Source organism: Caballeronia sp. AZ10_KS36 (assembly GCF_023631105.1).
In the GTDB taxonomy this organism is placed as follows: Bacteria; Pseudomonadota; Gammaproteobacteria; order Burkholderiales; family Burkholderiaceae; genus Caballeronia.
The window spans coordinates 567,487-581,613 of record NZ_JALQDQ010000001.1 but is presented as its reverse complement, the minus strand read 5'-3'; the positions used below and the strand labels follow the sequence as shown (position 1 = coordinate 581,613).

General features: G+C 63.7%; 12 protein-coding genes. 4 read left to right on the top strand and 8 right to left on the bottom strand.

The window, feature by feature from the left end; genetic code table 11:
• Nucleotides 1-75: 75 nt before the first annotated feature.
• From NCR35_RS02790 to NCR35_RS02780, 3 genes are all read right to left on the bottom strand, one after another.
• The gene (locus tag NCR35_RS02790; protein WP_284502813.1) at nt 76-720 is read right to left on the bottom strand and encodes a response regulator; all 645 of its coding nucleotides are present in this window, start codon (nt 718-720) and stop codon (nt 76-78) included.
• A gap of 447 nt (nt 721-1,167) precedes the next feature.
• A complete protein-coding gene (locus tag NCR35_RS02785; protein WP_250532946.1) occupies nt 1,168-1,692 on the bottom strand; it encodes a single-stranded DNA-binding protein in 525 nt (174 codons plus the stop codon).
• A 118-nt stretch (nt 1,693-1,810) separates the two neighbouring features.
• Complete coding sequence (locus tag NCR35_RS02780) at nt 1,811-3,013, bottom strand: MFS transporter (protein WP_250532945.1); 1,203 nt, start codon at nt 3,011-3,013, stop codon at nt 1,811-1,813.
• Nucleotides 3,014-3,287: 274 nt separating this feature from the next.
• Between NCR35_RS02780 and uvrA the strand changes: the two genes are divergently transcribed.
• Nucleotides 3,288-6,161 (top strand): excinuclease ABC subunit UvrA, encoded by a 2,874-nt coding sequence (gene uvrA, locus NCR35_RS02775; protein WP_250532944.1) that lies wholly within the window; start codon nt 3,288-3,290, stop codon nt 6,159-6,161.
• A gap of 63 nt (nt 6,162-6,224) precedes the next feature.
• Complete coding sequence (locus tag NCR35_RS02770) at nt 6,225-7,313, top strand: AI-2E family transporter (RefSeq protein WP_250532943.1); 1,089 nt, start codon at nt 6,225-6,227, stop codon at nt 7,311-7,313.
• 78 nt (nt 7,314-7,391) lie between these two features.
• Here NCR35_RS02770 and purU read toward each other — a convergent pair whose 3' ends face one another.
• The 5 genes from purU to NCR35_RS02745 all read right to left on the bottom strand — a co-directional run bounded on the left by purU (nt 7,392) and on the right by NCR35_RS02745 (nt 12,444).
• Nucleotides 7,392-8,261, bottom strand: coding sequence for a formyltetrahydrofolate deformylase (gene purU, locus NCR35_RS02765; protein WP_175939348.1), 870 nt, complete (start codon nt 8,259-8,261; stop codon nt 7,392-7,394).
• Nucleotides 8,262-8,301: 40 nt separating this feature from the next.
• Nucleotides 8,302-9,147, bottom strand: a complete 846-nt coding sequence (locus NCR35_RS02760) for an NUDIX hydrolase (protein WP_250532942.1) — start codon at nt 9,145-9,147, stop codon at nt 8,302-8,304.
• A 63-nt stretch (nt 9,148-9,210) separates the two neighbouring features.
• The gene (locus NCR35_RS02755) at nt 9,211-9,825 is read right to left on the bottom strand and encodes a LysE family translocator (protein WP_250532941.1); all 615 of its coding nucleotides are present in this window, start codon (nt 9,823-9,825) and stop codon (nt 9,211-9,213) included.
• Nucleotides 9,825-10,400 (bottom strand): adenine phosphoribosyltransferase, encoded by a 576-nt coding sequence (locus NCR35_RS02750; protein ID WP_284502812.1) that lies wholly within the window; start codon nt 10,398-10,400, stop codon nt 9,825-9,827. Before NCR35_RS02750 ends, NCR35_RS02755 begins: the two co-directional genes overlap by 1 nt.
• Nucleotides 10,401-10,449: 49 nt before the next feature.
• On the bottom strand, nt 10,450-12,444 hold the full coding sequence (locus NCR35_RS02745) for a monovalent cation:proton antiporter family protein (protein ID WP_250532940.1): 1,995 nt from the start codon (nt 12,442-12,444) through the stop codon (nt 10,450-10,452).
• 159 nt (nt 12,445-12,603) lie between these two features.
• Between NCR35_RS02745 and kdsD the strand changes: the two genes are divergently transcribed.
• A complete protein-coding gene (gene kdsD, locus NCR35_RS02740) occupies nt 12,604-13,587 on the top strand; it encodes an arabinose 5-phosphate isomerase KdsD (protein WP_175939340.1) in 984 nt (327 codons plus the stop codon).
• The gene (locus tag NCR35_RS02735; RefSeq protein WP_250532939.1) at nt 13,587-14,123 is read left to right on the top strand and encodes a KdsC family phosphatase; all 537 of its coding nucleotides are present in this window, start codon (nt 13,587-13,589) and stop codon (nt 14,121-14,123) included. The genes kdsD and NCR35_RS02735 overlap by 1 nt, the downstream gene beginning before the upstream one ends.
• Nucleotides 14,124-14,127 lie beyond the last annotated feature (4 nt).

The window sequence follows — 14,127 nt, the reverse complement described above, 5'->3', positions numbered from 1 at the left end:
CGAATATAAGCATCGGGCACCAACCCCCTAAAAGACATAAGATGCATCTGAATTGGAAATGCGGTCCTACGCAAATCAGCATAGTCCGCGTGCTCGCACGAACGCGAAGAGACCGGGATCGTTCTTCACGCCGAGCTTGTTCATTGCATCGCGTTTTTGTCGGCTGATGGTGCGCACGTCGCGCTGCAACTCTCTCGCGATCTCGGTGATGGAGCGGCCTTTCGCGAATAGTTTGACCACTTCGATTTCCCTCGGCGAGAGGCGCGGCGCATCGGGCGAGGAAGGCGTTTCGGCGCCGGCCTCAGCGAGGGCCGCGCGAAACGATGCGCTCACGTAGCGACGGCCAACGCTCGCTTGCTTCACGGCGGTCGGGACAAGCTCAATGGGTTCGGCCTTGTCGACGAGGCCCATTGCGCCGGCATTCAGAATCGAGCGAAGAATGGCGACATTGCTGACGCTGGTCAGCACGACAATGCTTATGCCCGGCCAATCCTGCCTGACCTTGCGGATCAGGCAGAGCCCGTCCTGGGCGTCGCAGCCCGGCTCGGGCATGGCGAAATCGGTGACGAGCACGTCGCACGGCGTCTTCCGTAGCTCGGTAAGCAAACTACTCGCGTTTCTCGCTTCGCCAATCACGCACAACCCTTCGTCCCCATTGATAAGCGCCTTCATTCCAAGGACTACGAAAGGATGGTCGTCGGCCAACACTACACGAAGCATGAATAGGCCCCCGGTTATCTCTATGTTTTAGTGGCGCCTTTCGACGCGCGAGACATCGAAGCGCCGCCGATGTGCGCGCGAATCAGCGCAATGACGCGCTCGGAAAACCAAACGCCTGCCCGAGCGGCGCTATTCGAATCGACGTGCTTTCAGACTTGCGTTTCCGCAATAAGATGACTAAACGCAAACATAGCTCTCTCAGTATTACAGAATATTTTTCATCAAAATAAGATGTGCGCTAATTCCAAACCATCGGACTACTCCGATTACGCCCGATTTGAATATATGCCGAATGACAGCGATTTACCCGGCGACGTTCTAATCGCCGCCAGTAAATAGCAAATGCCCGTCGGAATTTGCCAAAAAACACTGAGAGAAATAAAAAACGGGTCTCCTGCCAGAAGCAGGAGACCCGTTTTCTCGATGCGTCGCGCGCCGGAGCACTTATCAGAACGGAATGTCGTCGTCCATGTCGTCGAAGCCGCCGCCGGCAGGCGCGCTCGGACGGCTCGCGCCGCCACCGGAGCCGCCCGAGCGTCCGCCGCCCGAGCCGGAAGGCGCCCGGCCTCCGCCGCCGCCGGAGCGCTCCATCGGCGCGCTGCGGCTGTAGCCGCCATCGTCGCCGCCGCCCGCACCGCCGCGACCGCCCAGCATTTGCATCTGGTCAGCGACGATTTCGGTCGAGTAACGCTCTTGTCCCGATTGATCGGTCCATTTGCGCGTGCGGATGCGGCCCTCGATGTACACCGACGAGCCTTTCTTCAGGTATTCGTTGACGATTTCAGCGAGCCGCCCGAAGAACGCGACACGGTGCCACTCGGTGAGTTCTTTCATCTCGCCGGACGCCTTGTCCTTGTAGCGGTCGGTCGTCGCGAGACGAATGTTGGCCACGGCGTCGCCGCTCGGAAGGTAGCGCGTTTCCGGGTCCGCGCCCAGATTGCCTACGAGAATGACCTTGTTGACAGATGCCATGATTTCTCCGGTTGATTCTTTGCCTACTGTCAGCCGTGCGGCGCTGTTCGCGCAGGCGTCGCTCTCATGCGAAGCCGTACAGCACGTCTGATTCGATTCAAATGATTAAACGTCTCTCTCAAGCCGCGCGCCCGGCTTTGCGCGGCGGCGGCTTCATCCACATTGCAACGACAAGCCACGCCAGCACGAGCGCCGAGCACGAGAAGAAGACCGCGCTCGGTCCGTCCAGCTTCAGGAGCCAGCCGCCGACCACCCCGCCCAAGGCGAGGCCGATGGACTGCGTCGTGTTGTACACGCCCGCTGCCGCGCCCTTTCGCGTGCCCGGCGCGAGCTTGGACACGAGCGACGGCTGCGATGCCTCCAGCACGTTGAAGCCCAAAAAGTACACGAACAGAATCGCGGCCACGGACCATAGCGTATGGGGAGCCACGCCCAATAACAACTGTCCGAACAGGATAAGCCCGATTGCACTGAGCATGACGGCCTTCATCTTGCCGCGCTTCTCGGCCGCGATGATCGCCGGCACCATCATGACGAAAGCGAGCCCCATGACCGGCAGGTAGATCTTCCAGTGCGACGCCACGGGCAGCCCGCCCGCTTCCAGAATGCGCGGGACGACGAGGAAGAGCGCCGTCTGCGTCGCGTGCAGGACGAGCACGCCGAAGTTCAGGCGCAGCAGTTCGACGTTATGCAGCACTTCGCTGAAGGGCGCCTTGACGTGCACCGGGCGCGCCGGCGGGTCGGGGACGATCCACAGCACCACGCCGACCGCCACAATAGATAGCGCGCCGATCACCGTGAAAAGCCCGCTCATGCCGATCCAGTGGAAGAGAATCGGCGCGCCCACGATCGCCACCGCGAACGACACGCCGATGCTGCCGCCCACCATCGCCATGGCCTTCGTGCGGTTTTCCTCGTGCGTCAGATCCGCGATGAACGCGATCACCGCCGACGACACCGCGCCCATGCCCTGAATCACGCGTCCGGCGATGATCCACGCCATGGAATGCCCGACGGCCGCGACGAAGCTGCCGATTGCGAACACCAGCAGCCCGAACGCGATGACCGGCTTGCGCCCGAGCTTGTCGGAGATCCAGCCGTAGAAGATATAGAGCATCGACTGCGTGACGCCGTAAGCGCCCAGCGCAATGCCGACGAGCAGGACGTTGTCGCCGCCCGGAATCGTTTTCGCGTAGATGGAAAACACCGGCATGATCATGAAGAGACCGAGCATGCGCAGCGCGAAGATGGCAGCGAGCGACACGGTCGCGCGCAATTCCGGCGCGGAGAGACGTGCGGACGTGGCAGACGGATTGGACATCAGAGACGGGAAATGAATGAGGGTCGCGTCTGGCCCGGCCTGTTGCGACGTCAGGCGCGGCCGCCTTGTTCTTGCTCGAAACGGCACCATATGCAGCGGACGACCCGGCGCGCATGGCCGCTGCCCGCTGCGCCGGCAAGACCGCCGCAAGGCCCGCGGCAGGCGGCCTGGGGCCGGCCCGCGGCACGGGGTGCGCGGGCGCCGCGCCCTGCAAAAGTCGTTATAGTAGCAGGTTTGGCCCCCCTCATTCCCCGCTCGTCGCCGGAACAAACTCGTGGAAGAAATTCGTATTCGTGGGGCTCGCACCCACAATCTGAAGAACGTCAGTCTCGACTTGCCGCGTCACAAGCTGATCGTGATTACGGGGTTGTCCGGGTCGGGCAAGTCGTCGCTCGCGTTCGATACGCTTTACGCCGAAGGCCAGCGCCGTTATGTCGAGAGTCTGTCGGCCTACGCGCGGCAATTTCTACAGCTGATGGAAAAGCCGGACGTCGATCTGATCGAAGGTTTGTCGCCGGCCATTTCCATCGAACAAAAAGCCACGTCGCATAATCCGCGTTCGACGGTCGGCACCGTCACCGAGATTCACGATTACCTGCGTCTTCTCTATGCGCGCGTCGGCACGCCGTATTGTCCCGATCATCTGATTCCGCTCGAAGCGCAAAGCGTCTCGCAAATGGTGGACGCCGCGCTCGCGCTGCCCGAAGAAACCAAGCTGATGATTCTCGCGCCGGTGGTCGCCGACCGCAAAGGCGAGCACGTCGAACTGTTCGAGGAAATGCAGGCGCAGGGCTTCATCCGCTTTCGGATTCGCTCGGGCGGCGGCACGGCGAACGAAGGCGTCGCGAAAATCTATGAAGTCGATTCGCTGCCGAAGCTCAAGAAGAACGACAAGCACACGATCGACGTGGTGATCGACCGCCTGAAAGTGCGCCCCGACATGAAGCAACGTCTCGCGGAATCCTTCGAGACGGCGCTGCGCCTCGCCGACGGCCGCGCGATCGCGCTCGAAATGGACACGGACCACGAGAAGCTCTTCAGCTCGAAGTTCGCGTGTCCGATTTGTTCGTATTCGCTGCAGGAACTGGAGCCGCGCCTTTTCTCGTTCAATAACCCGATGGGCGCGTGCCCCCAATGCGATGGACTCGGCCAGATCACGTTTTTCGATCCGAAGCGCGTGGTCGCGCATCCGTCGCTGTCGCTGGCGGCGGGCGCGGTGAAGGGCTGGGATCGGCGCAACCAGTTCTATTTCCAGATGCTGCAAAGCCTCGCCGCGTTCTACGAATTCGACATCGACGCGCCGTTCGAGGAACTGCCGGAGAAGGTGCGCAAGACGCTGCTCTACGGCTCGGGCAAGCAGGCCATCCCGTTTTCGTACATCAACGAGCGTGGCCGCGCTTCAGTGCGCGAGCATGCGTTCGAAGGCATCATCCCGAATCTGGAGCGGCGCTACCGCGAAACGGATTCGACCGCCGTGCGCGAAGAACTAGCGAAATACCAGAACAATCAGCCCTGTCCGACATGCGATGGCACGCGCCTGCGGCGCGAGGCGCGCTTTGTCAAAGTGGGCTCGGGCGATCAGGCTCGCGGCATCTACGAAGTGAGCGGCTGGCCGCTGCGCGACACGCTCGGCTATTTTCAGACGCTGCGTTTGGACGGCGCGAAGGGCGAAATCGCCGACAAGGTCATCAAGGAAATCGTCGCGCGGCTGTCGTTCCTGAATAACGTCGGGCTGGATTACCTGTCGCTCGAGCGCAGCGCGGAGACGCTCTCCGGCGGCGAGGCGCAGCGCATCCGGCTCGCGTCGCAAATCGGCTCGGGGCTGACGGGCGTGATGTACGTGCTGGACGAGCCGTCCATCGGCCTGCATCAGCGCGACAACGACCGTCTGATCGACACGCTCAAGCATTTGCGCGATATCGGCAACTCGGTGATCGTCGTCGAGCACGACGAAGACATGATCCGCATGGCCGATTACGTGGTCGACATGGGACCGGGCGCGGGCGAGCACGGCGGCGTGATCGTCGCGGAAGGCACGCCGCTTCAGGTGCAGAAAGACCCGAACTCCATCACGGGGCAATATCTGTCCGGCAAGCGCACGATCAGCTATCCGGAAAAGCGCAATGCGCCGGACGAGCGGCGGCTGCGCATCGTCGAGGCGCACGGCAATAATCTGAAGCATGTCACGCTCGATCTTCCGGTCGGCCTGCTGACATGCGTGACGGGCGTCTCCGGCTCCGGCAAGTCGACGCTCATCAACGACACGCTTCAGCACGCGGTCGCCCAGCATTTGTATGGTTCGTCGACGGAGCCGGCGCCGTACGAATCCATCGAAGGTCTGGAGCACTTCGACAAGGTGATCGCCGTCGATCAATCGCCGATCGGCCGCACGCCCCGCTCGAATCCGGCCACTTACACCGGCCTGTTCACGCCCATTCGCGAACTGTTCGCGGGCGTGCCGGCGGCGAAGGAGCGCGGCTACGAAGCGGGCCGCTTCTCGTTCAACGTCAAGGGCGGACGCTGCGAAGCCTGTCAGGGCGACGGCGTGCTGAAGGTGGAAATGCACTTTCTGCCGGACGTTTATGTGCCTTGCGACGTGTGTCACGGCAAGCGTTACAACCGCGAGACGCTCGACATCCAGTACAAAGGCAAGAACATCAGCGAAGTGCTCGACCTCACGGTGGAAGCCGCGCACGAGTTCTTCAAGGCGGTGCCGGTCGTCGCGCGCAAGTTGAGGACGCTGCTCGACGTGGGCCTCGGCTACATCCGCCTCGGCCAGTCGGCGACGACGCTTTCGGGCGGCGAAGCGCAGCGCGTCAAGCTTTCGCTGGAACTGAGCAAGCGCGATACCGGTCGGACGCTATATATCCTCGACGAACCGACGACCGGCCTGCACTTTCACGACATCGCGCTCTTGCTCGAAGTGATTCACCGGCTGCGAGATCAGGGCAACACGGTCGTCATCATCGAGCATAATCTGGACGTGATCAAAACCGCCGACTGGGTAATCGACCTCGGTCCGGAAGGCGGCGCGGGCGGCGGGCAGATCATCGCGCAGGGGACGCCGGAGCAGGTCGCGAAGTCGAAGGCGAGCTTCACGGGCCGCTACCTCGCGCCGCTGCTTCAGCGTCCGAAGTCGGCCGCCTGACAACCGCCGCAGCCCGGCGGCAAGAACAACCGTGGTAGGCAGCAGCGAAAAGGGAACGCAGTCATGGGGAAGCGCAACGAAGCGGCCAACGAGGAGCGACGCGTACGGGACATGCCGGCGCGCCCCGTCAGGCTGACGAGCGACATGAGCCTGCCCAAGCTCCCCGCCGTGGAGATCGGCAGTTACATCGCGGCGTTCCTCGCCATGTTCCTCGTGCTGCATCTCAAGCTCTTGGGCGCGCTGCTCGCCGGCATGCTCGTGTTCCAGCTGGTGCACATGATCGCGCCCGTCATCGAGCGGCACGTGATGAGCAAGGGCGCGCGGCTGATCGCGGTCGTGCTGATCTCGGCCATCATCATCGGCGGGCTGACCGGCCTCACCATTGCGACCATCGAACATTTCGAGCACGACGTCCCGAGCCTGCAGCGGCTGCTGGACCAATTGGTGAGCGTCACGTCGCATGCGCGGCTGCGCGTGCCGGACTGGATCGCGAATTATCTGCCGGTCGACGCCGGCCAGATGAAGGAGCGCGCCGCCGAACTCATGCACAAGCACGCCGAGCAGTTGCAGGAAGGCGGCCGGGACATGGCGCGCGGCTTCGGGCATATTCTGATCGGCATGATCATCGGCGCGATCATCGCGGTGGGCGCGCCGAAGCAGACGCATCGGCTGCCGCTATCGACGGCGCTCGTCACGCGCGTCTCGCGTTTTGCCGACGCCTTCCGCCGCATCGTGTTCGCGCAGATCAAGATTTCGGCGATCAACGCCGCGTTCACCGCGCTCTATCTTCTCGTCGCGCTGCCGCTCTTCCACGAACGCCTGCCGCTCTCCAAGACGCTCGTGTTGATCACGTTCATCCTCGGCCTCTTGCCCGTCGTCGGCAATCTGATCTCGAATACGATCATCGTCGCGATCTCGTTTTCGGTGTCGTTCGGCACGGCGGTCGCGTCGCTCGCGTTTCTCGTCGTCATTCACAAGCTCGAATACTTCCTGAACGCGCGGATCATCGGCGGGCAGATCGAGGCGCGCGCGTGGGAACTGCTGCTTGCGATGCTCGCGATGGAAGCCGCGTTCGGTCTGCCGGGCGTCATCGCCGCGCCCATTTTCTATGCGTACATCAAGCGCGAGCTGATCTATCTGCGGCTCGTCTGACCGCCGCCGCCCAGAAGCAAAGAAGCCCGCTCGATCCGAAGATCAGCGGGCTTTCTTACTTATGGCGCCTAGCAGCGTCTAGCGGAACACGACCGTCTTGCTTCCGTTGAGCACGATCCGATGCTCCACGTGCCATTTCACCGCACGCGCGAGCGTCACGCACTCGACGTCGCGGCCGATCGCCGTCAATTGATCCGGCGTCATGCTATGGTCCACGCGCTCCACTTCCTGCTCGATGATCGGGCCTTCGTCCAGATCCGTCGTCACATAGTGCGCGGTCGCGCCGATCAGCTTCACGCCGCGGTCGAACGCCTGATAGTACGGCTTCGCGCCCTTGAAGCTCGGCAGAAACGAATGGTGAATGTTGATCGCGCGGCCGGCGAGCTTGTCGCACATGTCCGGCGACAGGATCTGCATGTAGCGCGCGAGCACGACGAGATCGGTATCGTGCTGCTCGATGATCTCCATCACGCGCGCTTCCTGCGCGGCCTTCGCCTGCGCTGTGCCGCCGTTGAGCGGCAAGTGATGAAACGGTATGTCGTAGCTCGCGGCGAGCTGATAAAAATCCTTGTGGTTCGAAACGATCGCCGGAATCTCGATCTGCAACTGCCCCGTGCGATAGCGGAACAGCAGATCGTTCAGGCAATGGCCGATCTTCGACACCATGATGACGACGCGCGGCTTCGCCAGCGCATCGTGCAATTCCCAGCGCATGCCGAACTCATCGGCGAGCGTGGCGAACGACTTGCGCAGCGCGTCGAGGCCGGGATCGCCGCCCACTTCCTGAAAATGCACCCGCATGAAGAATTCACCGGTGCGGCTGTCGCCGAATTGCGCCGAATCCAGAATGTTCGCGCCGAGATCGAACAGAAAACCGGAGACGGCATGCACGATTCCCGGCCGGTCCGGGCACGACAACTTCAGGATAAAACTATGTTCGGTCGACATGAACCGGTTACTCCTTCCTCAATGCGTTGATGCTCGATGTTCAAACGGGCGGCGGCGCGTAAAGCGCCTCGATGCCCTGGCAGGCGTCTTCGTCGATCCAGCGATGGCGCAGCAGGCAGTCGAGCGTCGCGAGGCTCGCATCGACGGTCATCTCGCCTTCTTCGATCCAGCGCGCGACTTCGGCGATGCTCGCCTCGCGATGCTCGGCGACTTCGCCATCCTGATTGCGCGGCGTGAAGTCCGGCGGCAACGCGATGTCGTACACGAAGATCTGTTCCGCCTGCGTGCCTTCGGGCGCCGATTGCAGGACGTGGAACGTGCCGCCGGGCGTCGCGGTCATGGCCAGTTCCTCCGGCATGCCCGCTTCTTCCCAGCATTCTTTGGCGAGCGTCGGCATGAGCCCGTAACCCCAGCCGACGCCGCCCGCCACCACGTTGTCCAGCATGCCGGGATCGGTCGACTTGGTGTGGCTGCGCCGCGCGATCCAGAGCCGCGGCGCGCTATCCCGATATTTTACGATGCCGTTCACATGCACCGCGTAAGTGATCGTGCCGAAGAAGCGCGAGGCCGCGCGCTCGATGAACGCGAGCGGCGCGGCGTCGAAATGATTGCGGATCGCGTAGGTTTCGTCGCGCCAGCCGGGGATATTGCCCTCGGCGTGCAGCGCGGCGATGACGGTGGCGAGGGCCGCGCTGCGCGCGTCGATACCGCCAAGCGACGGATTCAGGCGCACGGCGGCGTCGCCGACTACGAACGTTTCCGGCCAGCGCACAAGCAACGGCACATCCGTCTTGCGAATCCAGCCGACGCGTTCATCGCCGATGAAGAACGGCACGTGCGCGGCGGCGTCGAAACGGCGGGCGGCGACAAGGCAAGGCAAAGTCACGAAGGCTCCGGCGAGACCGTGGCAAAGAAAGACCGACGCGTGCGCGCCGTGCGAAAAGCGAAATCAGTCGCGCAGCGCCACGCGAATGCCTAGCACGATAAACGTCATGCCCGCGAGCCGGTCGAGCCAGACGCCCACGCGCGGACGGCGCTTGAGCCACGCGCCGATCATCCCCGCGCCGATGCCGAAGAGCGAAAACGCGGCGACCGTCTGCAACATGAACACGCCGCCCAGCTCGAACATCTGCAGCATCACGCTTTGCGCGCCATGCGGATCGACGAACTGCGGCAGGAACACGATAAAGAACAGCGTGACCTTCGGATTGAGCATGTTGCCGAGCACGCTCTGCCGAAACACGGTCGACAGCGGCTGACTCGGGCGCGCGTGCGCCGTCGCGAGGCCGTGGCTGCGCAGCGCCTTGATGCCGATCCACACGAGATACGCCGCGCCCGCGAGCTTCACCGCCTGGAACGCGAGCGGCGACGAGCGCAAGAGCGCGGCGACGCCCAAAGCGGCGAGCGTCGTATGAAATATCACGCCGCACGCGAAACCCAGCGCCGCGACGACGCCCGCGAGCCGGCCTTGCGAGATGCCGCGGGCGAGCACTTGCAGATTGTCGGGCCCCGGCGCGATGGTGATTGCGACCGACGTCGCGAGAAACAAAAGTATGTTCGGCATCAATGGCCTCCGAACTCGCAGACCGTGTAAAGCGGCAAGCCGCCGTCGCGCAGCAGCTTGGAGCCGCCGAGATCGGGCAAGTCGATGATCGCCGCCGCTTCGACGACCTTCGCGCCGAGCCGCTCCAGCAGAATCTTGCCGGCCATCATCGTGCCGCCGGTCGCCACGAGATCGTCGACGATCACGACGCGGTCGCCGGGCTGGCACGCGTCTTCGTGAATCTCGACCGTCGCGCTGCCGTATTCCAGCTCGTACGACTGCGAGAGCGTCTTGTACGGCAGCTTGCCCTTCTTGCGAATGGGCACGAAACCGAGACTCAGCTCGTACGCGAGAATCGGCCCGATGATGAACCCGCGCGCATCCATGCCCGCGATGACGCTCAGGTTCGCGTCGATATAACGCTGCACGAACAGGTCGATGAGCGTGCGCAGCGCGCGGCGGTCCTGCAGAACGGGCGTGATATCGCGAAACTGGACGCCGGCCTGCGGCCAGTCTTCGACCGTGCGCACGCGCTCCTTGATGAACCGCGCCGCATCTGACGATGCAGACGAAGCGCTCGATGAAATGGTGGACATGACTTCTCCGAAATCGGCGCTGTGAGGCCGCTTGCCTGATAAAGAGAACTTAGGCTGCCCGGCGATTGCGCGAAAGCCGTTCCTCGGCCTGCGCGAGCACTTCGGGCAGGCCGCGCAACACGACGATGTCGTTCGCGCGGAGCCTGGTTTCGGGGTCCGGCTGGACGCCCCGGATGCCGTGACGGCGAATGGCGGTCACTTCGACACCGTTGCCGACGAGACCGAGATCGTCGAGCGAATGCCCGACCGCCTCCGAATGTTCGTCGATCGGTACGGATTGTAGCCGCACCTGCTCGTGGCCATCGTCGTCGTCGAGATCGTCGGCGCCGTGGAAATAGCCGCGCAACAGGCTGTAGCGCGCATCGCGCATTTCTTCCACGCGACGCACGACGCGGCGCATCGGCACGCCCATCAGCACGAGCGTATGCGAGGCGAGCATCAGACTGCCTTCGACGATCTCCGGAATCACTTCGGTCGCGCCCGCGGCGGTCAGCTTTTCGAGATCCGCGTCGTCGACCGTGCGCACGATCACCGGCAGCGTCGGCGCGAGTTCGTGGATGTTGTGCAGCACGCGCATGGCGGACGGCGTGTTCGCGTACGTGATCGCGACCGTCGCCGCGCGGTTCAGCCCCGCTGCGACCAGCGATTCACGCCGCCCGGCATCGCCGAACACGACCGATTCGCCGGCCGCCGCGGCCGCCGCCACGCGATCCGGGTCGAGATCGAGCGCCACGTACGAAATGCCTTCCTGTTCCAGCATGCGCGCGAGGTTCTGCCCGGCGCGACCGTAGCCGCAAATAATGACGTGGCCGCTCTGCTTGAGACTTTGCGTCGCGATCTTCGTCATTTGCAGCGATTGCAGCATCCATTCCGTCGACGACAGCCGCAGCACGATCCGGTCCGCGTTCTGGATGACGAACGGCGCGGCGAGCATGGAGAGCAGCATCGCGGAAAGGAGCGCCTGAAGAATGGTGGCGTCGACCAGATGCGAGTCCCGAATGAGGTTCAGGAGCACGAAGCCGAATTCGCCCGCCTGCGCGAGCCCGAGCCCGGTGCGCATGGCGACGCCGGGCGGCGAGCCGAACAGGCGCGCGAGGCCGGTGATCATCACGGCTTTCAGCAAAATGGGCACGACGAAGAACGCGAGCACGAGAAGCGGGTGCTCCCAGATCACGCGCGGATTCAGCAGCATGCCCGTTGTCACGAAGAACACGCCGAGCAGCACGTCGCGAAACGGCTTGATGTCTTCTTCCACCTGATGCCGGTACGGCGTTTCCGCGATCAACATGCCCGCGATGAACGCGCCGAGCGCGAGCGACAGCCCGAACTTGTCCGTGATGAACGCCGCGCCGAGCGTCACCAGCAGCAGGTTCAGCATGAACAGCTCTTGCGAGCGCCGCCGCGCGACGAGATCGAACCAGCGCGTCATGAACTTCTGGCCGAGGAACAGCAAAACCGTCAGCGCGACCACGATCTTTACCGCCGCGATGCCGAGCCACATCACGAGTTGCGACGAGTTGCCGTTGGCGAAGGCCGCGATGATGATGAGGAGCGGCACGACCGCGAGATCCTGAAACAACAGCACGCCGAAGATATTGCGGCCGTGCTCCGATTCCAGTTCGAGCCGCTCCGCGAGCAGCTTGCTCACGATCGCGGTGGAGGACATGGAAAGCGCGCCGCCGAGCGCGAAGCTCGCCTGCCACGACATGGTGGTCCAGAACTGCGCGATCCACCCGACGACGAGCGCGAACACGATCGTCGCGCCGACCTGGCTCGCGCCGAGCCCGAACACGATGCGCCGCATCGAGCGCAGCTTCGCAAGCGAGAATTCGAGGCCGATGGAGAACATCAGAAACACGACGCCGAATTCGGCGAGGTGCTGCGCGCGCTCGGTATCCGGTGCGATACCGGCCGCGTGCGGACCGACGATAATGCCGACGGCCAGATAACCGAGCATCGGCGGCAGATTGAAGAAACGAAATACGACGACGCCCGCCACCGAACACAGCAGCAACAACAGCGTCATTTCGAGCGGAGAAGTCATCCGTCCAGCGTCCTCGTCGTCAGCGTGCCGATACGTGTCCGGCGCGGCGTTTCGGTGTCGTGGGAAGCCCCTTTTGCCAGGGCTCGCGGGGGCGGATAAGCGGCGGCGCGCCGCGCACCGTAAGGCGCGGCGAAGAAACGCCTTTGCTATACTCCGCGAATGATAGCGAAAATCAATGGCGACCGGGCACTGGCGCTGGCTCGCAGCGTAATCCAGATCGAAGCGGACGCAGTTCGCGGTCTCTCGGACCTTCTCGACGACAACTTCACCAACGCAGTCGAAGCCCTGCTCGGCTGTCGCGGCCGCGTGGTCGTGTCGGGTATCGGCAAGTCGGGACACGTCGCGCGCAAGTTCGCCGCCACCCTTGCGTCCACCGGCACGCCGGCGTTTTTCGTGCATCCGGCCGAAGCGAGCCACGGCGATCTCGGCATGGTCACCGCCGACGACATCTTCATCGCGCTATCGAACTCCGGCGAGACCGAAGAACTCGTCGCCATTCTCCCGCTCATCAAGCGCCTCGGCGCGAAACTCATCGCCATTACCGGCCGTCCGGAGTCGAGCCTCGCGCAACTCGCGGACATGCACCTGAACGCACGCGTCGAAAAAGAAGCCTGCCCGATGAACCTCGCGCCGACCGCCAGCACGACCGCCGCGTTGGCGCTCGGCGACGCGCTCGCCGTCGCGGTCCTCGACGCACGCGGCTTCGGCCCCGACGACTTCGCGCGTTCGCATCCCGGCGGCGCGCTCGGCCGGCGTTTGCTGACCTACGTGCGCGACGTCATGCGCGTGGGCGACGAGGTTCCCGTCGTGCCGCTCGACGCGACCGTTTCAGACGCCCTCTTTCAGATCACCGCGAAGCGCATGGGCATGACGGCCGTCATCAACGGCAATCGTCACGTCGAAGGCATCTTCACGGACGGCGACCTGCGCCGCATTCTCCAGCGCGACGGCGATTTCCGCTCGCTCAAGCTCGCGGACGTGATGACGCGCAATCCGCGCACCATCGGTCCGGACCATCTCGCGGTGGAAGCCGTGGAACTGATGGAGCGCCATCGCATCAATCAGATGCTGGTCGTCGACGCCGACGCGACGCTGATCGGCGCACTGAACATGCACGACCTCTTCTCCAAGAAGGTAATCTGATGGCGCAGAAGCCTTTCCCCGCCGAGCGCGCGAGCCGCATCAAGCTCATGGTGTTCGATGTCGACGGCGTTTTCACCGACGGCAGCCTGTACTTCAGCGCCGAAGGCGACACCATGAAGTCGTTCAATTCGCTCGACGGCCACGGCGTGAAGCTGCTGGAACGTATCGGCGTGCAAACGGCGATCATCACCGGGCGGCAGTCGGGAATCGTCGCGGCGCGCGCGAAAGAACTGGGCATCACGCATCTTTATCAAGGCGTCGCCGACAAGACGGTGGCGCTCGCGCAATTGCTCGACGCGACCGGCCTCTCCGCCGCCGACTGCGGCTACATGGGCGACGACTGGCCCGATCTCGCCGTCATGCGCCGCTGCGGATTCGCCGCCGCGCCGGCCAACGCGCATGCGGAAGTGAAGGAGCGCGTGCATTGGGTAACCGAAGCGCGCGGCGGCCACGGCGCCGTGCGCGAAGTATGCGATGCAATCCTGCGCGCGCAAAATCGCTATGACGCGCTGCTCGCGGCGGCGCTCGGAGACTGACGCC

What these genes read in the sequence shown, in the direction of transcription:
- NCR35_RS02755 (WP_250532941.1), bottom strand. Translation starts at nt 9,825, where the DNA reads ATGCCGAACATACTTTTGTTTCTCGCGACGTCGGTCGCAATCACCATC.
- NCR35_RS02780 (WP_250532945.1), bottom strand. Translation starts at nt 3,013, where the DNA reads ATGTCCAATCCGTCTGCCACGTCCGCACGTCTCTCCGCGCCGGAATTG.
- NCR35_RS02750 (WP_284502812.1), bottom strand. Translation starts at nt 10,400, where the DNA reads ATGTCCACCATTTCATCGAGCGCTTCGTCTGCATCGTCAGATGCGGCG.
- NCR35_RS02770 (WP_250532943.1), top strand. Translation starts at nt 6,225, where the DNA reads ATGGGGAAGCGCAACGAAGCGGCCAACGAGGAGCGACGCGTACGGGAC.
- purU (WP_175939348.1), bottom strand. Translation starts at nt 8,261, where the DNA reads ATGTCGACCGAACATAGTTTTATCCTGAAGTTGTCGTGCCCGGACCGG.
- kdsD (WP_175939340.1), top strand. Translation starts at nt 12,604, where the DNA reads ATGATAGCGAAAATCAATGGCGACCGGGCACTGGCGCTGGCTCGCAGC.
- NCR35_RS02735 (WP_250532939.1), top strand. Translation starts at nt 13,587, where the DNA reads ATGGCGCAGAAGCCTTTCCCCGCCGAGCGCGCGAGCCGCATCAAGCTC.
- NCR35_RS02790 (WP_284502813.1), bottom strand. Translation starts at nt 720, where the DNA reads ATGCTTCGTGTAGTGTTGGCCGACGACCATCCTTTCGTAGTCCTTGGA.
- NCR35_RS02745 (WP_250532940.1), bottom strand. Translation starts at nt 12,444, where the DNA reads ATGACTTCTCCGCTCGAAATGACGCTGTTGTTGCTGCTGTGTTCGGTG.
- NCR35_RS02785 (WP_250532946.1), bottom strand. Translation starts at nt 1,692, where the DNA reads ATGGCATCTGTCAACAAGGTCATTCTCGTAGGCAATCTGGGCGCGGAC.